The organism is Phenylobacterium sp., assembly GCF_035944335.1.
Taxonomy (GTDB): Bacteria; Pseudomonadota; Alphaproteobacteria; order Caulobacterales; family Caulobacteraceae; genus Phenylobacterium.
On record NZ_DASZBG010000051.1, the window covers coordinates 1 to 19,036 of the forward strand.

The following is a 19,036-nucleotide window of genomic DNA, read 5'->3' on the forward strand; positions in this document are numbered from 1 at the left end:
CGCAGCTCAAGACCTTCCGGGAAAACGCGCCCGCCTGACTTCACCCTGAGGAGACGTTTCCGATGGACGCCGATTTCCAAGCCCCGACCCCAGCCGCCGATCTGGCGCGGGACAATCCGATCCGGCAGCCGAACGAGAGCGTCGAATACCGCGCAGCGCGGTCCGCGCTGTTGGCGCAGGAGATCGAGCTGCGGCGCCACATCGCGCGCGTCGCCGAGCAGCGGCGCGAGCTGCCGCCGGGCGGGGCGGCGGCCGGCGATTACCGCTTCCAGACCGAGGACGGACCCTGCGACCTGGCCGGGCTGTTCGGAGATAGGCAGACGTTGGTCGTCTACAGCTTCATGTTCGGGCCGGGACACGAACGGCCCTGCCCGATGTGCACCAACCTGCTGGGCGCCTGGGAGGGCAATGCCGCCGACATCGGCCAGCAGGTCTCGCTGGTGGTGGTGGCGCGCTCGCCGATCGAGAAGCTGGTGGCGTGGAAACAAGAGCGGGGCTGGAAGAACCTGCGGCTGGTGAGCGACCTCAACGACAGCTATTCGCGCGACTACCACGGCGTGGCGCCGGACGGCTCCGACATCTCGGCGCTGAACGTGTTCACCCGGCGTGACGGGACGGTGCGGCTGTTCTGGGCCGACGAGATGGGCGAGGAGACCGCCGATCCGGGCCAGGATCCGCGCGGCGCGCCGGACCCGGCGCCCCTGTGGATGGTGCTGGACATCACGCCGGAGGGCCGGCCGGGGGGCTGGTACCCGAAGCTCGACTACTAGGCGGCGCGCTGCTCCTGGCGGGCGGCGGTCCAGACGGCGCGGGCGGCGTCGAGGTTCATGGCCGCGATGCCGAGCCCGACGACGACATCCGGCCAGATCGACGGGATCAGCAGGGTGACGCCGCCCGCCGCGATGATCGCGACGTTGGCGATGGCGTCGTTGCGGGCCGAGAGGAAGGCCGCCTTGGTCAGGCTGCCGGCGTGGGCGCGGAAACGGGCCAGGGTGACCGCGCAGAACAGGTTAACGGCGAGCGCGCCCAGGCCGGTGAGGCTGAGGCCGAATCCGGCCGGCGCAACGGGATGGGCGAGCTTGCGCCACAGCATCCACAGGAAGGCGGCGGCGGGGATCAACAGGACGCCGGCCAGCGCCATGCCGAGCCTCGCCCGCCGGGGCGCGCTCCAGGCCAGCGCTGCGACGATCAGGAAATTGACCGCCGCGTCCTCCAGGAAGTCGACGCTGTCGGCGAACAGCGACACCGAGCCGATGGAAAGCGCGACCGCGAACTCGACCCCGAAATAGGCGAGATTGAGGAGGGCGACGAGCCGGACGGCCCTGCGGAGCTGCGCGTCCATCGGCGCGGCGAGGCCCGTCAGGCCTTTTCGGGCGCCTTTTCGGGGAGCTTGTCGAAGTCCGAGGCGTCATGGCGTTCGCGCAAGCCGTCGTCGCCCTGGGCGCGGTTGACGCGCCGGCCGCGCTTGACGGCCGGGCGGGCGGCGATCTGGTCGGTCCAGCGCTGGACGTTCTTGTAGTCCTGCACCGAGAGGAACTCGCCGGCCCCATAGGTGAGGCCCTTGGCCAGCGCGCCGTACCAGGGCCAGACGGCCATGTCGGCGATGGTGTACTCATCGCCAGCCAGATATTCGGCGTCCGCCAGCCGGCGGTCCAGGACGTCCATCTGGCGCTTCACCTCCATGGCGAACCGGTCGATGGCGTATTCGATCTTGAAGGGCGCATAGGCGTAGAAGTGGCCGAAGCCGCCGCCGAGGTAGGGCGCGCTGCCCACCTGCCAGAAGAGCCACGACAGGGTCTCGGCGCGCTTTTCCGGGTCGGTGGGGAAGAAGGCGCCGCCGAACTTCTCGGCCAGGTGCATCAGGATCGCGCCGGATTCGAAGAGCCGGATGGGCGTCTTGCCGCTGCGGTCCATCAGGGCCGGGATCTTGGAATTGGGGTTCACGTCGACGAAGCCGGAGCCGAACTGGTCGCCCTCGCCGATGTTGATCAGCCAGGCGTCGTATTCGGCGCCCTTGTGGCCGGCGGCCAGCAGCTCCTCGAACATCACCGTGACCTTCACCCCGTTGGGCGTGCCCAGCGAATAGAGCTGGAAGGGATGCTTGCCGATCGGCAGGACCTTGTCGTGGGTGGGGCCGGCGACGGGGCGGTTGATGGCGGCGAAGCGGCCGCCGCTCTCCTTGTTCCAGGCCCAGACCTTGGGCGGCGCGTAGTCGGCCGGATGGTTCGCAGGCGTGGCGGGGTCGGACATTCGGTGAAGCTCCGCAGTGGTGGGACGGCCCAGGTCTGGCATATTGGCCGCCTGGGCGCGCACCGCAATGACGGGCGCCCTCACAAGGGGAAACGCGATGGGGTACGAGGCCAAGACCAAGGCGACGGAGGTCGACGTCGACGCCTTCATCGCAGGCTCGGCGAAGCCGGCGGACGGGGCGGCGCTGTGCGCCCTGATGCGCCGGCTGAGCGGCGAACCTGCGAAAATGTGGGGTCCGTCCATCGTCGGCTTCGGCCGGCGCAGCTACGCGCTGGCGGGCGGCAAGCAGGGCGAAACGCTGGCCATCGGCTTCTCGCCGCGCAAGGCGGCCCTTGTGCTCTACCTGAAGCACGCGGCGGGCTGGGACGAGCGTCTGGCGCGGCTCGGCAAGCATTCCACGGGCAAGGGCTGCCTCTACATCAACAAGCTGGCCGACGTGGACGCCGGCGTGCTCGCCGAACTGGTGCAGGCGGCCTGGACGGAGGTCCAAGCGTCGCGTTGACTTGCCCCAGCGTCAGGAGGAGGCTCCGGCACAACGGCGGCGCGTCCGTCGCGGCCGACAGGGAGGACGCGGGATGAAGCTTCTCGCAGGGGGCGCGGCGATCGCCGCGGTCGCGATGCTGGCGGCGGCCGGCCAGGCCAGGGCGCAGGTGGACGTGAGCGGCGGCGGCCTGGCCTCGGCCTGCGCGGCGGCCGCCAAGAACGGCGAGAGCGCCTATCGCTTCGAGCAGGTGTGCACCGAATCGCTGGAGCGCGAGATGCTGATCCCGCTCGACCGGGCCGGCACCTATGTGAACCGCGGCATCATCAAGATGCGCACCCAGCAGTACGACGCGGCGATCAAGGACTTCGACACGGCCATCCGCTACAAGTCCGACCTCGCGGAGGCCTATGTGAACCGCGGCGCGGCGCGCATCGGGGCGCGGCGGTTCGGCGAGGCGGTGGCCGACTTCGACAACGCGCTGACGCTGAACGTCAAGGAGCCGGAGAAGGCCTACTACAACCGCGCCCTCGCCCACGAATGGCTGGACGACTACAAGGCCGCCTACCTCGACTACCAGAAGGCCCTGGAAATCGCGCCGGACTGGGAGCTGGTGCGGGTGCAACTCGCCCGCTTCACCGTCAGCCACGCCCAGGCGCAGACCGCGCCGGCGGCCGCCGCGCCGAAGCCGTAAGCCCATGCCGCTCGCCCTCATCGCACTCGTCGCCGCCGCCGCCGCCGCGACGCCCCCCGCCAATCCCGCCGCACCGCCGGCGGCCGGCCATCAGGTTTCGCCCCTGCTGGTCATGCCTCAGCCGCGGACCGAGCCGCCGTCCGTGACCACCGTCCAGGTCGGCGGCGAGAGCGAGAACATCGGCGGCCAGAACGTCGATGTCTGGCCGTCCGGGGCGCTGGCGGCCGGCGCCAGCGCCCGGGTCGTGCTGACCTGCGACGTGGACGTCCACGGCCTCGCCGAGTGGTGCAAGGTGGCCTACGAGAGCCCGCAAGGCCGCGGCTTCGGCCAGGCGGCGCTGGTGCTGCGCCCGACCTTCAAGCTGACGCCCAAGCAGGGCCCGAACGGCCCGGTCGAGGGCCTGATGAACATCGCCATCAACTACAAGGCGCCGGAGGCCGAGAACAATCTCAGCCACCTGCAGGGCCAGACCATGAAGGTGTCGCCCTCCGACAGCAGCGCCATGGGCAATCCCGCGGAGCACGAGCTGAACGCCCGCAACCTGGAGGTCGTGCGCAACCCCGTCGCCATGCGCCGGCTGACCATGATCGACACCCCGGCCTGGGTGTCGGCGCCGAGCTTCGACGACATGGCCAGGGCCTATCCCGCCAGCGGCGCAGGCGTCGAAGGCTATGTGGTCGCCCACTGCGGGGTGAAGCCGACCGGCGTGCTGGTGGGTTGCGCGGCGGTCAAGGAGACGCCCACGCGGCACGACTTCGCCAAGGCGGCGCTGGCGCTGACGCCGCAGTTCCGGGTTTCGCCGGAGGCGCTGGCCCTGGCGCCCCGCGGCGCGCCGCTGGAGGTCGACGTGCCGATCCGCTTCCCGCCGCCGGGCGAGGCCAAGGACCGCACGGTCCGCGCACCGGTCTGGCTGGCCGGCGCCGATCCGCAGAGCCTGATGCGCCAGTTCCCGGCCCAGCTGGCCACTCGCAAGGACAGCCCCGGGGCCATCGTGCAGTGCCAGGTCGCCGCCGACGGCGCGCTGACCGGCTGCCAGATCGAGCTCACCAGTCCCGACGGGATCGACTTCGACGAGGCGGCGGTGAAGGTCGCCTCGCGGATGAAGATGAATCTGTGGTCGGCCGAGGCCGGCCCGGTGCAGGGCGGCGTCGTGCACCTGCCGGTTCGGATCGGCATGGCCGACGCGGATCGGGCGAGCGCCGACCAGACCTCCGCCGGCCGGCCCTAGCCATCGGCCGATGACCAGCTGGCTCCACGATGTGGCCTATGTGCTGGGCGGCGGCTTGCTGATCAACGCGATCCCGCATCTGGTCGCGGGCCTGATGGGCACGCCGTTTCGGACGCCGTTCTCGCGGATGGCTGGACGGCCCCATTCGCCGGGGCCGGTGAATGTGCTGTGGGCGGCGCTCAACCTCATCCTGGCGTGGGCGCTGATCGCCCGCGTCGGCGCCTTCGATCCGCGCTCGGCCGAGGATGCGCTGGCGGTGGCAGCCGGCGGGCTGCTGGCCGGCCTGCACCTGGCGCGCCGGTCGAGCCGGGTCGACTAGCTCAGACCACCGCGCCCAGCCGGCTGAGGGCGGCTTCCAGCTTGGCCTTGGCGGCTTCGGCGTCGGCCAGGCGCTCGCGGTTCTCCTCGACCACCTCCTCGGGCGCACGGGCGACGAAGTCGGGGTTGCCGAGCTTGCGTGCGGTCTTGTCGATGTCGACGGCCAGGGCCGCCACCTCCTTGCCGAGGCGGGCGCGTTCGGCGGCCAGGTCGATGAACTCGGCGACCGGCAGGGCGAAGGTGGCGCCCTCGACCACGAAGGGGATCGCGCCCTCGGGCGCGGCGTCGACGAGGCGGACCTCGGCGACGCGCAGCAGCTGGCCGATCAGCGGGGCGGCGGCCCGCAGCACGGTGCGCTGGTCGGGGCTGGCCTCCACCACCAAGAGCGGCGGCTTGGCGGCGTTGGGGACGTTCAGCTCCTGGCGCACCGAGCGGCCCTCGGTGATGGTCTCGATGATCAGGCCGATCTCGGCGGCGGCGGCCGCGTCGGCGAGGCTCGCCGGCAGGTCGGGCCAGCGGGCGGTCATCAGGAAGCCCTGGTGATCGCGGGCCGCGCCGAGGTCGGCGGTCTGGGCCCACAGCTCCTCGGTGAGGAACGGCATGACGGGATGCAGCAGCTTCAGGATGACGTCGAGCACCCAGGCGGCGGTGGCCTGGGTCTCGGCCTTGGCGGCGGCGTCCGAGCCGGCCAGGATCGGCTTGGCGAGCTCGACGTACCAGTCGCAGAAGCGGTTCCAGATGAAGCGGTAGAGGCCGTTCGCGGCGGCGTCGAAGCCGCAGTCGGCCAGGGCTGTGGTCACCGCGGCGGCGGTGGCCTGCGTCTCGCCGACGATCCAGCGGTTGAGGGTCTGTTTGACGCCGGCGGGGTCGAAGCCTTCGGCGCGGGCGCAGTCGTTGCGGAAGCAGAAGTTGGTGGCGTTCCACAGCTTGGTGCCGAAGTTGCGGTAGCCCTCGATCCGTTGCCGGGAAAGCTTGATGTCGCGCGCGGCGCCGGACATGGCCGTCAGCGTGAAGCGCAGGGCGTCGGCGCCGTAGTCGTCCACCAGCTCCAGGGGATCCATGACGTTGCCCTTGGACTTGGACATCTTCTTTCCCTCGGCGTCGCGCACCAGGGCGTTGATGAAGACGCGCTTGAAGGGGACTTCGTCCATGAAGTGCAGCCCCTGCATCATCATCCGGGCGACCCAGAAGAAGATGATGTCGAAGCCGGTGATCAGGGTGTGGGTCGGGTAGAAGCGGGCGAGGTCTGACGTCTTCTCGGGCCAGCCGAGCGTCGAGAAAGGCCACAGCGCCGAGGAGAACCAGGTGTCGAGGACGTCCTCGTCCTGGCGCAGGTCGGTGGGGCGGCCGTAGTGCTCCTCAGCCTGGCGTTTGGCTTGCGCCTCCGTCTCCTCGACGAAGACCTTTCCATCGGGTCCGAACCAGGCGGGGATGCGATGGCCCCACCAGAGCTGGCGCGAGATGCACCAGGGCTGGATGTTCCGCATCCACTCGAAATAGGTCTTCTCCCAGGCTTTCGGGACGAAGACGGTGGCCCCCTGCTCCACCGCCTTGATGGCGGGCTTGGCGAGCTCTTCGGCGTTCACGTACCACTGGTCGGTCAGATAGGGTTCGACGACGACGCCGGACCGGTCGCCGTGCGGGACGGTGTGGCGGGTCTTCTCGACCTCACGCAAGAGGCCCAGCCGCTCGAATTCCTCGACCACCTTCTTGCGGGCCGCGAACCGGTCGAGGCCGCGATAGTCCGGCGGCGCGTTGTCGTTCAGCCGCGCGAAGTCGTCGAAGATATTGATCATCGGCAGGTTGTGCCGCTTGCCGACCATGAAGTCGTTGAAGTCGTGGGCGGGCGTGATCTTCACCGCGCCGGAGCCCTTCTCCGGATCGGGATATTCGTCGGCGATGATCGGGATCGGCCGGTTCACGATGGGCAGGCGCACGGCCTTGCCGACCACGGCCTTGTAGCGATCGTCCGACGGGTGGACCGCGACCGCGGTGTCGGCCAGCATGGTCTCGGGCCGGGTGGTGGCCACGACGATTTCGCCGGAACCGTCCTCCAGCGGATAGGCGAAGTGCCAGAAGTGGCCGTCGACCTCGCGCTGTTCGACCTCCAGATCGGAGATGGCGGTCTGGAAGTGCGGATCCCAGTTCACCAGCCGCTTGTCGCGATAGATGAGCTTCTGCTTGTAAAGTGTCACAAACACTCGACGAACGGCGGTCGATAGCCCCTCGTCCAGGGTGAACCGCTCGCGCGACCAGTCGCAGCTGGCGCCCAGCCGGCGGAGCTGGTTGACGATGACGCCGCCGGACCTGGCCTTCCATTCCCAGACCTTCTCGACGAAGGCCTCGCGGCCGAGGTCGCGCCGGCTCTGGTTGCCCTGCTCGGCGAGCTGGCGCTCGACGACCATCTGGGTGGCGATGCCGGCGTGGTCGGTGCCGGGCAGCCACAGCGCCGCCTTGCCGCGCATCCGCTCGAAGCGGATCAGCACATCCTGGAGGGTGTTGTTCAGCGCGTGGCCGATGTGCAGCGAGCCGGTGACGTTGGGCGGCGGGATGACGATCGAGAACGGCTCGGCGTTGGGGTCTGAGGTGGGCGCAAAGCCGCCCGAGGCTTCCCACGCCGCGTACAGGCGCGGCTCGGCGGTCTTGGGGTCGAAGTTCTTGTCGAGCATCTGGGGAAAGCTTTTCGCGAGAGCGGTGCATACACATCCGCCGGTCGGGGCGGAAGCCTTCCCTCCCCTTCACGGGGAGGGTGGACGGCGCGCAGCGCCGGACGGGTGGGGAATGACGGGGCGATAGCTCGGCGAGCCAGAACCCGGTCGCGACGTCCCCACCCCCGCTCGCTTTCAGCGAGCGTCCCTCCCCACGAAGGGGAGGGAAAAGGCCCTACCGTACTCGGGTCCGGGCGATGCGTTCGACCTCGACCTGGACGGTTTCCTGGACGATGGCCGGCAGGTGGTCGTCGAGCCATTGCTGAAGCAGCGGGCGGAGCAGCTCGCGGACCACGTCCTCGAGGGTGCGGCCCTCGGCGGGCATGGCGACCACCTGGGAAAGCTTGCCGAACGCGCTGGCGGCGGCCGCGGCGGCGGTGTCGCTGACCAGGGCGGCGGGGGGCGCCTCGGCGGCCGGCGCGGGCGCAGGCTCCGGGGCGGCGGGGGGCGGTTCCGGGGTGTAGACATCGAGGTCGCCGACCGTCTCGACCTTTTCGGTTAGCTCGAGCGCGTCGTCGTCTTCCTCCGCGGCGGCGGCGACGGGGGCCGGCTCGGGCGCCGGGGCCGGGGCCGGCGCGGCGGGTGGCTCCGGCTCAGGCTCCGCGGCGGCGACTGGCGCGGGTTCAGGCTCGGGCTCCGGCGCCGGTTCGGCGGCGGCCGGCGGGGTCTCCTTGGCCTCGGCTTCGGGCGTCTCGTCTTCGGAGATGATCCGGCGGATGGAGGCCAGAATCTCCTCCATCGTCGGTTCCTGGGAGGTCTGTTCCGCCATGCGCTGCCGCCGAAGTCGAAATGGATGAGAATCCGTACGCGCCTAACCTAGGCTGGCGCGCGCGATCCTGCAATTTCCGCAAGGCGATCCCAGGAATGGGAATTCGCCCGTCAGGCGAACGCGGCCCGGTCGCGGGCGTCAGCGCCTGGGCGGCGAAACATAGGCCGGCGCCGGCGGCGGCTGCAGGCCCGGCGGGATCGCCTTCTCCACCGGAAGGTCGTGGCTCAACGGGATCGGCGGCACGGCGATGGCGCGGTCGACAATGGCGATCGCCTCTTCCCACGGCACCCAGCCCAGGGTGATCCGCAGGCGGCGGAAGTTGGCGCCGGCGCTGTATTGCGGAACCGTCGGGATCAGGTCCCTGGCCTCCAGCCGGCCCATGGCCACCAGCACCGAGGCGGCCCCGACGTATTCGTCGTGACGGGCGACCACCAGGCTGAGCTGGGCGTTCCTCAGCTCCACGTCGGCGTTGAGGATGTCCAGGGTGGTGCGCAGGCCCACCTGCTGCTCCTGGCGGGTGCCTTCCAGCGAGATCTCGGCGGCGCGCACCTGCTCGGTGTTGGAGCCGATGTTGGCGCGGGCGGCGACCAGCTGGTTCCAGCCCTGGGTGATCGCCTGCAGCACCGCGCGGCGCTGGGTCTCGATGGTGATCTTGTCGGCGTTGTTGCGCTCGATCGACTGGCGGATGCGCGAGGAGGTCAGGCCGCCGTTAAACAGGGGCACTGTAACCACCCCCGAAACCGTCACGTCGCGGGTGAAGAGGCTTTGGGTGAAGGGATCGACCGGCCCGTTGAGGAAGCGGCCGCTGGCCTGCAGGTCGAGCCTCGGCATGCGTTCGGCCCGCGCGCCGGCGACGCGCGCTCGGCTCGCCTGTTCGGCGAACAGCTGGGCGCGCAGCTGCGGGCTGTATTTCTCGGCCACGGCGAAGGCGTCATCGACGTTGCCGGGCAGCAGATAGGCCAGCGACGGCTCGGGCGCGAGCTGGCCAGGGTTCTGGCCCACCAGGGCGGCGTAGTTGGAGCGGCTGATGGCGAGCTGGGCCTGGCTCGACTGCAGGAGCGCCTGGGCGGCGGCCAGGCGGGCCTCGGACTGGGCGACGTCGGTGCGGGTGATCTCGCCCACGTCGAAGCGGGCGCGGCTCTCCTCGAGCTGCTTCTGGAGGACGCCGAGGTCTTCCTGGCGAATGGCGAGCGCTTCCTGGTCGCGACGGACGTCCTCATAGGCCTGGATGACGGCCTGCATCACCTGGCCCTCCAGGCGGCGCAGGTTCTCGCGGCCCTGCAGCACGTCGCCCTGGGCCGCGGTGACGGCGGCGGAGGTGCGGCCGCCGGTCCAGATCGGCTGGTTGAAGGTCAGCGCCACGCTGCCGGTGTTGCTCTCGCGGATCCCCGCGGGCACAAAGAAGCTGCTGGCGGCGCGCGGCACGCGGGTCTGGTCGTAGGTCGCGACCAGCTGGAGGTTCAGCGTCGGGCGCCAGCCGGAGCGGGCCTGGACGTAGTTCTCGTCGAGGGCGCGCTGGGTGGCGCGCTGGGCCTGCAGTGTGGGGTTGGTCTCGTAGGCCAGCGCCACGGCGTCGGAGAGTGTCTCGCTGCAGGCCGGGGCCGCGGCGGCGGCCACGAAGCCCGCACTGAACACCGCGGCCAACAGATGTCCGCGAAGGTTGTTCGACATTCCAAAACCCCAGAGAGACGAGACCGATGTAAGCCGTATTGGCCGAGCTATGAGACAAAGGTTAGGCGGCGTCGCCTTAAGCTTTTTTCACGTCGGCGATCCGGCGTTGTTTCAAATCATATCAGAAGGCGAAGCCGTGCTGCGCTGCCAAGCCCGCGAGGACCGGAGGCGTTGAATCGAAAAGTTCTCTTCGGCCGATTCCATCCTCAGCCTTGATGTAGAGGCAGGCCTTGCCGACCGGTCCGTCGCGCTCGACGACCCCCAACCGTCCGTTTTCGGACAGGGCCGCCGACCAGGCGGCCGGCGCGCGGCCCACGGCGCCTTCGCAGACGATCAGGTCGAACGGGCCGGCGGGGACCGCGGTGAGGTCCTCGCCGTCCAGGCGGACCACGGAGAGGCCCAGGACCTCCAGCACGGCGCCGGCGTAGGGCGCGGCGATCGCCAGGGCGCGGTCGCCGGGCATGGGGCGCAGCGCCTGCAGCAGCTTGGCCACGTCGCGGGGCTTCAGGAGCCAGCGGCCGGGGGCGTATTCCACCTCCATATCGGCATAGGCGAGGTAGGGCTTGGCCTGCGGCATGAACTGCTCGCGGGCGATGTCGCGCATGGCGTCCTGCAGCCGCACATCGGTGACGTCGGCGGTGCGCACCTGGCTCTCGACCATGTTCTCACGGGCGGCGGCAAGGTCGGCCATGCGGGAATTCCTTGTGGGCGCAAAACGGCGTCGCGGGCTTATAGGGCGGCCCCCGCGGACAAGGCAATCGAGCAGGCCGCGCAGGCAGGCGAGAGACGTTGCCGCATGCTCGACGGTCTGCTAGCGATCCGGCCGCTTCGGCGGCCTGATGGCGGAGTGGTTACGCAGCGGACTGCAAATCCGTGCACCCGAGTTCGATTCTCGGTCAGGCCTCCAAACCGCATCGCGACGCCTCCCTTTCCGATGGTGAGAGGCGGCGCCGCGGCCGCCGGGATGCGCCGTCGCGGATTAAATTCCCTCCATCATCGTCCACGCGGAGAAGGCCGCTGCGCCGAGAAACAGGTCGACAAACCCCGCCAGAGGATTTTTTCTGGCCATAGGCCGGAGATCCTGCCATGATGGGGAGATCGATTATCGTTTTCGGTTCGGTTGCTCTCCACGCTTGCTCTTCGGATCGAGCCCGAGCCTGCCTCGACCCTATCCGACAATTTGATCCTCGCTCCACCCGGAGCGCGCGAACACTATCACCCGAAAGGGGACAACTATGGCTACTGGTACTGTGAAGTGGTTCAACGCCACCAAGGGCTTCGGCTTCATCCAACCCGATGAAGGTGGCCCGGACGTTTTCGTCCACATCTCGGCCGTCGAGCGCGCGGGCCTCGGCTCGCTGAACGAAGGTCAGAAGATCAGCTACGAAGTCGAGCGCGATCAGCGCAGCGGCAAGTCGTCCGCCGGCCAGCTGCAAAGCGCCTAAGGCTTGAGGGTCGCCCGGGCGGGCAACCGCCCGGGCTTCCCGATCTTAAGATCATGAGCAGCACATCCACCGTGGAGCGCGCCTACGCCCTGGCCCGCTCCGGCAACATTCCGGACTTCGCCCGGCTGAAGCAACGCCTGCAGGCCGACGGCTGCCGCGCTGTAGACGCCCTGCTGGCCAGCCGTTCGATCCGCGGCCACCTGGAAGCGATCTGCGCCGCCTCGTTCCGGGGCTCAACCGAGAGCGCCGAGAGCGCGCCGACGCCCACGTCCAAGACCCAGGGCTGAGCCCCTCCGATGCCGGACGGCGCTATCTTCAACCATGAGACGGTGCAGCTGGACGGCGAGAGTTTCGCGGCCTGCGAGTTCCGTGACTGCCGGCTGGTCTACGCCGGTGGCGAACCGCCAAGCTTCGCGGACTGCCGCTTCGAGAACTGTGAATGGCGCCAAGAGGGCGCCGCAGCCCACACGCTGGCCTACCTCAAGGCGATCTGGAGCGTCGGCGCCAAGGCGCCTGTCCAGGCGCTGATCAAGGAAGTCACCGGCGCGCAGCGCTAGCCGCGGCCGGCTGAAGCCCGTGAGTCACCGGTCGTTAACCGTGTCGCGGCATGGTCTTAGCCCTTCGCAGGGACGACCATGAACCTGAGCCTGTTCAAGCTGAAACCCGCCGACTTCGCGCTCGCCGAAGAGGCCGACGACCTCGAGGCGCGGTTCGGACCGGCCGGCGCGGTGGCCCATGTGCGCGAGCAGATCGCCGGCGCCAACCGCGGCGCGCGCCAACACCTCTACCGCCTGCACGACGAGATCGTCCGCCGCTATCCCGCCGCCGCGGCGGCCGCGGCCGCCTGACCATGCCGATGCCGCGCCGCATGGATCGGGCCCAACGGATGCGCGCCCAGCGCATGTGGTGGGAACGCAACGGCGCCTTCTTCCGCGGTTTCCTGCTGGGCGCGGTGATCACCGCGGTGATCCTGTGGCTGGTCTGGCGCTTCCTCATCTAGCGCGTCACGCCGTCAGCTTGTGGTCGGTCGGACGTGGGCCTAATTTCCCCCCGCAGATTTTGGGGGACCACCGCCGTGACGCCGATTTTCCTCGCCGCCGCCCTGCTGTTGGCCGGCGCGCCCGACGCCAATCCTGCGCCGGGGCCCGCGCCGGCCCCTGCCGCCAAGGCGAAACCCGACCCGTCGAAGCTGGTCTGCTGGAACGAGCCGCGCCCCGGCAGCCACATGCCCCAGAAGGTCTGCGGCACCCAGGCGGCCCAGGACCTGCGGGCCGAGCAGGCGCGAGCCGCGGTGGATCAGGTGCGAGGACGCGGCAACGACCAGCAGACCGTGATGCCCGCGCCGCGCGGGCAGAGCGGCTTCGGCGCGCCGCATTAAGCTCGCCGCCGGCTCGCCGTCTCGGGAGTTCGACCGTGGTTCCGATTTTCCTCGCCGCCGCGATGCTGATGGGCGCCACGCCGGCCGCGAAGGCCGAGACGGCCAAGACCGATCCCGCGCAGCGGGTCTGCTGGAGCGAGCCGCGTCCGGGCAGCAAATTGAACCAGCGGATCTGCGGCACCCAGGCCGAACGGGACCGACGAACCCAGGAAGCCCACGACGCCGTCAACGACATCCGCAACCGCGGATCGGCCCCGCGCTCCGCGCCGCAGTAGGCCCGCGCTTCAGTTCATCAGCCGCTGCATCAGGTAGGTGTATTCCAAGGACACCCGCAGCGCGGTTTCGTTGAGGTTGGCGGCGGCGGCGTGACCGCCCTCCATGTTCTCGTAATAGAGGTAGTCGTAGCCCAGCGCCTTCAGGCGGGCGGCGGCCTTGCGGGCATGGGCGGGATGGACCCGGTCGTCCTTGGTCGAGGTCTCGATGAAAACCTTCGGATAGGGCTGGCCGGCCTTCAGGTTCTGGTAGGGCGAATAGCTCTCGATCACCGCCCGCTCGGCCGGGATGGCCGGGTCGCCGTATTCGCCGACCCACGAGGCGCCGGCCCCGATGTGGGTGTAGCCGATCATGTCGAACAACGGCACCTGGATGACGATGGCGCGGTAGAGTTCGGGGTGCTGAGTCAGCGCCACGCCCATCAGCAGGCCGCCGTTGGAGCCGCCCATGATCCCCAGGCGGCGGCTGCTCGTGATCTTGCGCGCGATCAGGTCCTGGCTGACGGCGAAGAAGTCGTCATAGACCCGCATGCGGTTGAGCTTGAGGCCGGCGTTGTGCCACCTCGGCCCGAACTCGCCGCCGCCGCGGATATTGGCGACCACATAGACCCCGCCCTTCTCCAGCCAGAGCTTGCCGACCGTGCCGGAATAGGCCGGCGACTGGCTGACCTGGAAGCCGCCATAGGCGTAGAGCAAGGTGGGGTTCGTCCCGTCGAGCTTCATGCCCTTCGGATGGACGACGAAGTACGGGACCTTCGTCCCATCGCGCGAGGTCGCCCAGTACTGCTCGACCACGTCCTTCGAGGCGTCGAAGCGGGCGGGCAGGCTCTTCAGCTTCTCAGGGTGTCCTGAAATCGCGTCGGCCAGCCACTGGGTCGAGGGCGTCAGGTAGCTGGTGACGCTGAGGACCAGACGGTTGTCGCGGTCCGAGGCCGAGGCGATGTGGATCGACGAGTCCTTCGGCAGGTCGAGGCGCGCGGCGGTCCAGCCGTCGGCGGCCTTGGCGAAGCTCAGGACCTGACCCTTGACGTTGTCGTAGAGCGCCACGACCAGCCGGTCGCGGGTGGCCGCCACCTCCTCCACCGCCTGGCTTTGCGTCGGGCGCAGCACCAGCTGCGGCCGCGGATGGGCGGGATCGGCCTTCAGGGCCGCGAGGTCGAGGGCGATCAGGTCGCCTTCCTTGAAGCCCGCCTCCGGCCAATCCTGCTCCAGCGTGAGCGCCACCTGGCCGGCCACATAGCCCTGGATCGTGGACTTGGTGGGCAGCGCCAGCTTGACCACACCGTGGTCGGTAAGCAGCCGGTGCTGGGTGTTGAAGAAATCCAGCGCCTGTTCGACGAACACCGCCGCCGGGCGGCCGTCCGGCTCGCGCAGCACCAGCGGGGCCACGGAGACATCCTTCACCGCGCCGCGAAACACCTCGGTGGCCGCGGCGAGCGGCTGGCCGCGCTTCCAGACCTTGAGGATGAACGGATAGCCGCTTTCGGTAACCTCGCCCTTGGTCCATTCGGTGGCGACGGCCAGGGTGTCGTGGTCTATCCAGGTGACGTTGTGCTTGGCCTCCGGCAGGTGGAAGCCGCCGTCGACGAACTTGCCTGTGGCCGCATCGAACTCGCGGACCGTGACCGCGTCCTTCCCGCCGTCGGACAGCGAGACCAGGCAGGCGCGGTCGTCCGGCGCCAGGCAGTCGGCGCCCTTGAACACCCAATTGGCTTTTTCGGCCGCCGCAAGCGCGTCGAGGTCGAGGATCGTGCGCCACTGCGGCGCGGCGGTGCGGTAGCTGGCGACGCTGGTGGCGCGCCAGACGCCGCGCACATGGTCCTGGTCCTGCCAGAAGTCGCGCAGGCTCCCGTCACCGGAGAGGCCGACATTGGGGACGCGGTCCTTGGCGGTGACGATCTTCAGCGCCTGGGCGTGGATCTGCTCATAGCGCGGGTCGCTCTGCAGCTGCGGCAGGGAGCGGGCGTTCTCGGCCCTGGCGAAGGCCAGCGCCTGCGGGCCTTCGATCTCCTCCATATAGGCGAAGGGGTCTTTGCTGGGCGCAGGGGCCGCCGCCATCAGGAGTGCTCCGGCCACGAGGATCGGCAGGGTTCGTATCATGGCCGCAGATAGAGCCGGGCGTCGCGGCGCGGCTCAAGGCCCGCCACATTAAAATCCTGTCATCCGCGACGTTCGCGCCAGATCTGGCGGGCGAGGCCGGGGCGGACGAGGAAGAGGCCGCCCCAGACGATCAGCGCTGTGGCGCGGCGGGCGCGGCGGCGGCGGCGGATCTCGGTCTCGAAGACGGTGGCATAGTCGATCGCGGTCATGGTCGGTTCCTCTCGCGTTGCGGAGAGGTCTAGGAACCTGTTGCGACAGATCCGGTCGTATGGGCGGCGCGGGCGAGCTCGATCTGGTCGATCAGCGTCCGTTTCAGGATTGCGGGGGCCAGGACCTCGACCTGGTCGCCCCAGGTGAACAGGTGCCAGGCGAGCTCGCGCATGCCCGAGGCGCGGAAGCGAACGACCACCGAGCCGTCAGCCCGTTGCTCAAGGGTCTGGTCGGAGTGGAATCGCCAGCGCAGCGCACCCTCCGCCGAGGCCGGCAGGATGCGCAGGACCACGTCCTGGGTGTCGTCCTGGTAGATGCCGAAGCTTTCGTCGGCGTAGTCCTGCAGGGAGAAGGCGGGGTCGCGGCGCGCCGCGGCGCCGGTGACGGCCACGTCGCGGATGCGGTCGAGCCGCCAGTTGCGCGGCCGCCCCTCGCCCTCCGAGGCCACCAGGTAATTGGCCCGGCCGAACAGGATGCCGTAAGGCGTGACCTCGCGCAGCCGGCCCGGCTGCGAGCCGCCCTCATAGCGGAAGCTCAGCGTCGAGAGACCTTTGAGGGCGTCGCGCACGGACTGCAGAACCGTATCGTCCTCGAAGGGGCGCGGGCCGGCCTGGACCGCGATGGTCTCGGCCTGCAGCAAGGCCTCGAGATCGGGCGCCAGGCGACGGCGGGCCGCGGCGCGGGTGGCCGACAGCACCTTCTGTTCGAGCGAGCGCAGGGCCTGGGCGCGCGCGCCGGCGCCCTGGGCGGCGAAGGTCTCGGCGGCGCTGGCCAGGGCCGCCAGCTCCTCGGCGGTGGGCGCCTGGAAGAGGCCGTCGAGGCCCGAGGGGATGCGGAAGCGCCGGGTCGGCGGATCGTCGACCTCCTCCAGCTGCGGGAAGACGTCGCGGACCGCGTCGCGCATGCGTTCGGCGGTGCGCCGGCCGACGCCCATGCGACCGGCCATCTCGTCAAGGGTGAGGCCCTCAGCCGTCGAGGCCAGGAGCCTGGCGAGCTCCAGCAGCCGACCGGCCTTTTCGTGGCGCATGGAAGTTACGTCCGTTTCTGTCGCACCCAGGGATCAGAACCAGAACTCCAGAGATCAAGCAACACATCCCGCAACGGAGTTTCGCCCGATGGCCTCCTACCGCCCCTACAAGCCTGCCTACGCCCGCCCCGCGCGCAAGCTGGAGACCTTCGAGCGTCCGACTTTGCCGGCCGTCGTGGTCGACGCGGTGCTGCGCTTCCACGACGAGGAACAGGACCAGGGCGCGGGCCGCACCCTCTTACGCCTGTCGCAGCGGCGGCTGCGCGACAAGGAGCTCCGCGCCGCGCTGGGCGAGCTGACCCAGCGGGCGGCCAACGTCTCGATCCTGTGGAACGAGCGCGAGGGCGAGATCATCCGGGTGCTGGAAGCCGCCTAGGCGCTCAGAAGGTCTTGCGCAGACGCAGATAGAGCCTGGGGCCCGTGTTCACGTCGCGTAGTTCGCGGAAGGCCAGGCCATGGGTGTTGCGCAGGCCCGTGAAGACCTGCCGTTCGCGCACCTGCTGACCGCCGCCGATGTTCTGCACCTGGGCCTGCAGGTCGAGGCCGGGTCGCGCCTTCCACTCCCAGAGCGCGCTCAGTTGGGTTGCGAATCGGAAATTGTCGATCTCGTCGATGCGGAATTCCGAGTAGCGGTAGGCGCTGGTGAGATCGATCCGCCAGGCCGAGCGCAGCCGCGGCACGTCGTTGGTGAGGGCGGCCGTCCCGGAGAAGGGCTGGTCGTCGGTGATCATGCGCCGGCGCCCCGTGGTCGGATCGGTGACGCGGGAGCGGACCCAGGTCCCCTGCCCCTTGACGCGGCCGCCGGACATCCCGAGCCAGCCCAGCGGGAAGGTGACATTCAGGTCGGCGCGGTCGCGCACACCGTCGCCGATGTTTCCGGGCGCGCTGAGCCCGTTGACCGGCAACTGGTCGACGACCTTCTCCAGGGCCGCGTGGCTGAGGGTGGCGACGACGTCGACATCCTTGCCGAAGCGATGGTCCCAGGCGCCCTCGGCGATCCAGTCCCGCTCCGGCTCCAGGCCGGGATTGCCGCCGGTGATCACCCCTTGGTCCAGGCTCGAGCTGGTGACGAAGGCGTCGAAGCTGAGTTGCCCCACCACCCGCTCGAGCCTGAACCGCAACTGGTCGGCCTGTATTGGGGTCCAGGTGACCAGCAGCCGGGGTTTCGGAAAGCGGAAGCTCGCCGAATTGTGCGCATCGCCGGAGACGGTGAGCTGCGAGAGCTCGTAGCGGGCGCCGGCCTCCACGGTGAGCCTGGGACCCGGGCGCCAGGTGAGGGTCGCGAAGGGCTCGGCCCGGCTCTCCTGGACCTGGACGTCCTGCGAGGGCAGGAGCTGCGGGACGTCGGCGACGATCAGCCGGCTCCTGGCGTCCAGGAAGTTGTAGGTCCCCTCGCCGCCCGCCTCGAAGGTCCAGCGCGGGCTCGCCGCGTAGGTCAGCCGGCCGCGCAGGATGCTCTCGCCCTCGGTGGCGTCGTCGCCGGAATGGACGATCAGCCCCGCCTGGCGGGCGTTGTTGCCGCCGTCGAGCCGCTCGAGGTTCTGGACCCCGATCAGCGACAGCTCGACCGTCTGCGCGAAGGTGCGGGTGAACTCGCCGCTGACCTCCACGTGCCGCGTGCGGAACTGCGAAGTGATCAGATCCTGGCGGAAGCCGCCGGCGTCTAGGACCGCATCCTCCTCCGGCTGCTTGTTGGTTCCGTAGATGAGGTAGCCCTTGAGGCGCAGCAGGCCGCCCAGCTGCTGGACGTCGGCCTCGCCGGTCGCCAGCACGCCGCTGTTGGGATTCTGGATGTGGACCTCGGCCTGGCTGAACGACCGGCCCGCGGCGTCGAAGCGGTCCTTGGTCCCGTGCCCGGCGTTCCCGCCCTGGTGATAGAAGAGGTAGAGGGAGGCCTGGACCCCCTCGGCGCCGCTGCGGCGTGACGCGTCGAAGCGGGTGGTGAACCCGACGCGGCCGTCCTTGGTGACCAGGGCGTCGGAGGTGTTGGCCAGCTCGCGCGACGCGCGGCGGACGACGTTGGCGACCACCGCCTGGCCCAGCATGTCGACGCCGGGCGCGCCGCCGCGGATCAGCTCGATGCGCGCGACCGACGCCGCCGGTATGCGCTTCAGGATGTCGGAGAGGGTGTCGGTCTTGGAGGTGGGCCGCTTGCCGTCGATCAGCACATTGCCCGCGGCGCCCGCGAAGCCCCGCAGGCCCTGGCCGGGATCGAAGGCGAAGCCTGGCAGCAACAGCACCATGTCGTAGGCGCTCTCCGGGCGGGAGGCGGCGAAGAAGGCGGGATCGTATTTCACCTGCCGGCCGTCATCGGCGGCCCGCGGAGCCTGGGCCGCGGCGGGAACCGCCGCCAGCCCGCCGGCCACGAACAGGCCAAGGACCAGCGCCGCCCGCCCGCCACCGATCAGCCGCATCCACGTCTCCCCCAAGGGTTCGCGGCGAAGCTAGGCGCAGGCCCGCGTCGGGTGTGTCCGGCGAGGGCAAA

23 protein-coding genes and 1 tRNA gene are annotated in these 19,036 nt (G+C 69.9%); 14 read left to right on the plus strand and 10 right to left on the minus strand.

Annotation, left to right across the window (positions count from 1 at the left end; all coding sequences use genetic code 11):
* Window positions 1-62: 62 nt before the first annotated feature.
* On the plus strand, window positions 63-770 hold the full coding sequence (locus tag VGT80_RS09195; RefSeq protein WP_327455030.1) for a DUF899 family protein: 708 nt from the start codon (window positions 63-65) through the stop codon (window positions 768-770).
* Here the strand turns inward: VGT80_RS09195 and VGT80_RS09200 are convergent.
* A complete protein-coding gene (locus VGT80_RS09200; protein WP_327455032.1) occupies window positions 767-1,342 on the minus strand; it encodes a cation transporter in 576 nt (191 codons plus the stop codon). The genes VGT80_RS09195 and VGT80_RS09200 overlap by 4 nt on opposite strands.
* A gap of 17 nt (window positions 1,343-1,359) precedes the next feature.
* Window positions 1,360-2,250, minus strand: a complete 891-nt coding sequence (yghU, locus tag VGT80_RS09205; RefSeq protein ID WP_327455034.1) for a glutathione-dependent disulfide-bond oxidoreductase — start codon at window positions 2,248-2,250, stop codon at window positions 1,360-1,362.
* A 97-nt stretch (window positions 2,251-2,347) separates the two neighbouring features.
* On the opposite strand from yghU, the gene VGT80_RS09210 reads away from it, so the two are divergent.
* From VGT80_RS09210 to VGT80_RS09225, 4 genes are all read left to right on the plus strand, one after another.
* Window positions 2,348-2,752, plus strand: a complete 405-nt coding sequence (locus VGT80_RS09210) for a DUF1801 domain-containing protein (RefSeq protein WP_327455036.1) — start codon at window positions 2,348-2,350, stop codon at window positions 2,750-2,752.
* 73 nt (window positions 2,753-2,825) lie between these two features.
* Window positions 2,826-3,425, plus strand: coding sequence for a tetratricopeptide repeat protein (locus tag VGT80_RS09215; RefSeq protein WP_327455037.1), 600 nt, complete (start codon window positions 2,826-2,828; stop codon window positions 3,423-3,425).
* A gap of 4 nt (window positions 3,426-3,429) precedes the next feature.
* Window positions 3,430-4,653: an energy transducer TonB gene (locus VGT80_RS09220; protein ID WP_327455038.1), complete on the plus strand. Its 1,224-nt coding sequence runs from the start codon at window positions 3,430-3,432 to the stop codon at window positions 4,651-4,653.
* 10 nt (window positions 4,654-4,663) lie between these two features.
* Window positions 4,664-4,972, plus strand: a complete 309-nt coding sequence (locus VGT80_RS09225) for a hypothetical protein (protein ID WP_327455039.1) — start codon at window positions 4,664-4,666, stop codon at window positions 4,970-4,972.
* A gap of 1 nt (window position 4,973) precedes the next feature.
* On the opposite strand, the gene VGT80_RS09230 is transcribed toward VGT80_RS09225, so the two are convergent.
* The 4 genes from VGT80_RS09230 to VGT80_RS09245 form a co-directional block, all read right to left on the minus strand.
* Complete coding sequence (locus VGT80_RS09230) at window positions 4,974-7,640, minus strand: valine--tRNA ligase (RefSeq protein ID WP_327455040.1); 2,667 nt, start codon at window positions 7,638-7,640, stop codon at window positions 4,974-4,976.
* Between the two features lie 214 nt (window positions 7,641-7,854).
* A complete protein-coding gene (locus VGT80_RS09235; RefSeq protein WP_327455041.1) occupies window positions 7,855-8,448 on the minus strand; it encodes a DUF2497 domain-containing protein in 594 nt (197 codons plus the stop codon).
* A gap of 138 nt (window positions 8,449-8,586) precedes the next feature.
* A complete protein-coding gene (locus VGT80_RS09240; RefSeq protein WP_327455043.1) occupies window positions 8,587-10,119 on the minus strand; it encodes a TolC family outer membrane protein in 1,533 nt (510 codons plus the stop codon).
* A 121-nt stretch (window positions 10,120-10,240) separates the two neighbouring features.
* On the minus strand, window positions 10,241-10,810 hold the full coding sequence (locus VGT80_RS09245; protein ID WP_327455045.1) for a protein-L-isoaspartate O-methyltransferase: 570 nt from the start codon (window positions 10,808-10,810) through the stop codon (window positions 10,241-10,243).
* 142 nt (window positions 10,811-10,952) lie between these two features.
* Between VGT80_RS09245 and VGT80_RS09250 the strand changes: the two genes are divergently transcribed.
* The 8 genes from VGT80_RS09250 to VGT80_RS09285 all read left to right on the plus strand — a co-directional run bounded on the left by VGT80_RS09250 (window position 10,953) and on the right by VGT80_RS09285 (window position 13,217).
* Window positions 10,953-11,026: transfer RNA gene (locus tag VGT80_RS09250), tRNA-Cys, on the plus strand.
* A gap of 328 nt (window positions 11,027-11,354) precedes the next feature.
* The gene (locus VGT80_RS09255; RefSeq protein WP_327455047.1) at window positions 11,355-11,564 is read left to right on the plus strand and encodes a cold-shock protein; all 210 of its coding nucleotides are present in this window, start codon (window positions 11,355-11,357) and stop codon (window positions 11,562-11,564) included.
* Window positions 11,565-11,617: 53 nt separating this feature from the next.
* Window positions 11,618-11,851, plus strand: a complete 234-nt coding sequence (locus VGT80_RS09260) for a hypothetical protein (protein ID WP_327455049.1) — start codon at window positions 11,618-11,620, stop codon at window positions 11,849-11,851.
* A 9-nt stretch (window positions 11,852-11,860) separates the two neighbouring features.
* Window positions 11,861-12,121: a hypothetical protein gene (locus VGT80_RS09265; protein WP_327455051.1), complete on the plus strand. Its 261-nt coding sequence runs from the start codon at window positions 11,861-11,863 to the stop codon at window positions 12,119-12,121.
* A gap of 78 nt (window positions 12,122-12,199) precedes the next feature.
* On the plus strand, window positions 12,200-12,412 hold the full coding sequence (locus VGT80_RS09270; RefSeq protein ID WP_327455053.1) for a hypothetical protein: 213 nt from the start codon (window positions 12,200-12,202) through the stop codon (window positions 12,410-12,412).
* A 20-nt stretch (window positions 12,413-12,432) separates the two neighbouring features.
* Window positions 12,433-12,564: a hypothetical protein gene (locus tag VGT80_RS09275; protein ID WP_327455055.1), complete on the plus strand. Its 132-nt coding sequence runs from the start codon at window positions 12,433-12,435 to the stop codon at window positions 12,562-12,564.
* A 75-nt stretch (window positions 12,565-12,639) separates the two neighbouring features.
* Window positions 12,640-12,942: a hypothetical protein gene (locus VGT80_RS09280; protein ID WP_327455057.1), complete on the plus strand. Its 303-nt coding sequence runs from the start codon at window positions 12,640-12,642 to the stop codon at window positions 12,940-12,942.
* A 35-nt stretch (window positions 12,943-12,977) separates the two neighbouring features.
* Complete coding sequence (locus VGT80_RS09285) at window positions 12,978-13,217, plus strand: hypothetical protein (RefSeq protein WP_327455058.1); 240 nt, start codon at window positions 12,978-12,980, stop codon at window positions 13,215-13,217.
* A 9-nt stretch (window positions 13,218-13,226) separates the two neighbouring features.
* Here the strand turns inward: VGT80_RS09285 and VGT80_RS09290 are convergent, their stop codons facing one another.
* The 3 genes from VGT80_RS09290 to VGT80_RS09300 all read right to left on the minus strand — a co-directional run bounded on the left by VGT80_RS09290 (window position 13,227) and on the right by VGT80_RS09300 (window position 16,551).
* A complete protein-coding gene (locus VGT80_RS09290; protein ID WP_327455059.1) occupies window positions 13,227-15,272 on the minus strand; it encodes a prolyl oligopeptidase family serine peptidase in 2,046 nt (681 codons plus the stop codon).
* A gap of 101 nt (window positions 15,273-15,373) precedes the next feature.
* Window positions 15,374-15,523 carry a hypothetical protein gene (locus VGT80_RS09295; RefSeq protein WP_327455060.1) on the minus strand — a complete coding sequence of 50 codons (150 nt, stop codon included), beginning with the start codon at window positions 15,521-15,523 and terminating at the stop codon, window positions 15,374-15,376.
* 29 nt (window positions 15,524-15,552) lie between these two features.
* Window positions 15,553-16,551, minus strand: coding sequence for a WYL domain-containing protein (locus tag VGT80_RS09300; RefSeq protein WP_327455062.1), 999 nt, complete (start codon window positions 16,549-16,551; stop codon window positions 15,553-15,555).
* An 88-nt stretch (window positions 16,552-16,639) separates the two neighbouring features.
* Between VGT80_RS09300 and VGT80_RS09305 the strand changes: the two genes are divergently transcribed.
* Window positions 16,640-16,927 (plus strand): hypothetical protein, encoded by a 288-nt coding sequence (locus VGT80_RS09305; protein WP_327455064.1) that lies wholly within the window; start codon window positions 16,640-16,642, stop codon window positions 16,925-16,927.
* Window positions 16,928-16,931: 4 nt separating this feature from the next.
* On the opposite strand, the gene VGT80_RS09310 is transcribed toward VGT80_RS09305, so the two are convergent.
* Window positions 16,932-18,965 carry a TonB-dependent receptor domain-containing protein gene (locus tag VGT80_RS09310; protein WP_327455066.1) on the minus strand — a complete coding sequence of 678 codons (2,034 nt, stop codon included), beginning with the start codon at window positions 18,963-18,965 and terminating at the stop codon, window positions 16,932-16,934.
* Between the last annotated feature and the right edge of the window lie 71 nt (window positions 18,966-19,036).

Bases quoted from the DNA above. Each gene is read 5' to 3' on its own strand.
- VGT80_RS09225 (WP_327455039.1), top strand. From the start codon at position 4,664: ATGACCAGCTGGCTCCACGATGTGGCCTATGTGCTGGGCGGCGGCTTG.
- VGT80_RS09220 (WP_327455038.1), top strand. From the start codon at position 3,430: ATGCCGCTCGCCCTCATCGCACTCGTCGCCGCCGCCGCCGCCGCGACG.
- VGT80_RS09255 (WP_327455047.1), top strand. From the start codon at position 11,355: ATGGCTACTGGTACTGTGAAGTGGTTCAACGCCACCAAGGGCTTCGGC.
- VGT80_RS09260 (WP_327455049.1), top strand. From the start codon at position 11,618: ATGAGCAGCACATCCACCGTGGAGCGCGCCTACGCCCTGGCCCGCTCC.
- VGT80_RS09305 (WP_327455064.1), top strand. From the start codon at position 16,640: ATGGCCTCCTACCGCCCCTACAAGCCTGCCTACGCCCGCCCCGCGCGC.
- VGT80_RS09270 (WP_327455053.1), top strand. From the start codon at position 12,200: ATGAACCTGAGCCTGTTCAAGCTGAAACCCGCCGACTTCGCGCTCGCC.
- VGT80_RS09230 (WP_327455040.1), bottom strand. From the start codon at position 7,640: ATGCTCGACAAGAACTTCGACCCCAAGACCGCCGAGCCGCGCCTGTAC.
- VGT80_RS09265 (WP_327455051.1), top strand. From the start codon at position 11,861: ATGCCGGACGGCGCTATCTTCAACCATGAGACGGTGCAGCTGGACGGC.
- VGT80_RS09295 (WP_327455060.1), bottom strand. From the start codon at position 15,523: ATGACCGCGATCGACTATGCCACCGTCTTCGAGACCGAGATCCGCCGC.
- VGT80_RS09245 (WP_327455045.1), bottom strand. From the start codon at position 10,810: ATGGCCGACCTTGCCGCCGCCCGTGAGAACATGGTCGAGAGCCAGGTG.
- VGT80_RS09195 (WP_327455030.1), top strand. From the start codon at position 63: ATGGACGCCGATTTCCAAGCCCCGACCCCAGCCGCCGATCTGGCGCGG.
- VGT80_RS09275 (WP_327455055.1), top strand. From the start codon at position 12,433: ATGGATCGGGCCCAACGGATGCGCGCCCAGCGCATGTGGTGGGAACGC.
- VGT80_RS09210 (WP_327455036.1), top strand. From the start codon at position 2,348: ATGGGGTACGAGGCCAAGACCAAGGCGACGGAGGTCGACGTCGACGCC.
- VGT80_RS09215 (WP_327455037.1), top strand. From the start codon at position 2,826: ATGAAGCTTCTCGCAGGGGGCGCGGCGATCGCCGCGGTCGCGATGCTG.
- VGT80_RS09240 (WP_327455043.1), bottom strand. From the start codon at position 10,119: ATGTCGAACAACCTTCGCGGACATCTGTTGGCCGCGGTGTTCAGTGCG.
- VGT80_RS09200 (WP_327455032.1), bottom strand. From the start codon at position 1,342: ATGGACGCGCAGCTCCGCAGGGCCGTCCGGCTCGTCGCCCTCCTCAAT.
- VGT80_RS09235 (WP_327455041.1), bottom strand. From the start codon at position 8,448: ATGGCGGAACAGACCTCCCAGGAACCGACGATGGAGGAGATTCTGGCC.
- yghU (WP_327455034.1), bottom strand. From the start codon at position 2,250: ATGTCCGACCCCGCCACGCCTGCGAACCATCCGGCCGACTACGCGCCG.
- VGT80_RS09290 (WP_327455059.1), bottom strand. From the start codon at position 15,272: ATGGCGGCGGCCCCTGCGCCCAGCAAAGACCCCTTCGCCTATATGGAG.
- VGT80_RS09300 (WP_327455062.1), bottom strand. From the start codon at position 16,551: ATGCGCCACGAAAAGGCCGGTCGGCTGCTGGAGCTCGCCAGGCTCCTG.
- VGT80_RS09310 (WP_327455066.1), bottom strand. From the start codon at position 18,965: ATGCGGCTGATCGGTGGCGGGCGGGCGGCGCTGGTCCTTGGCCTGTTC.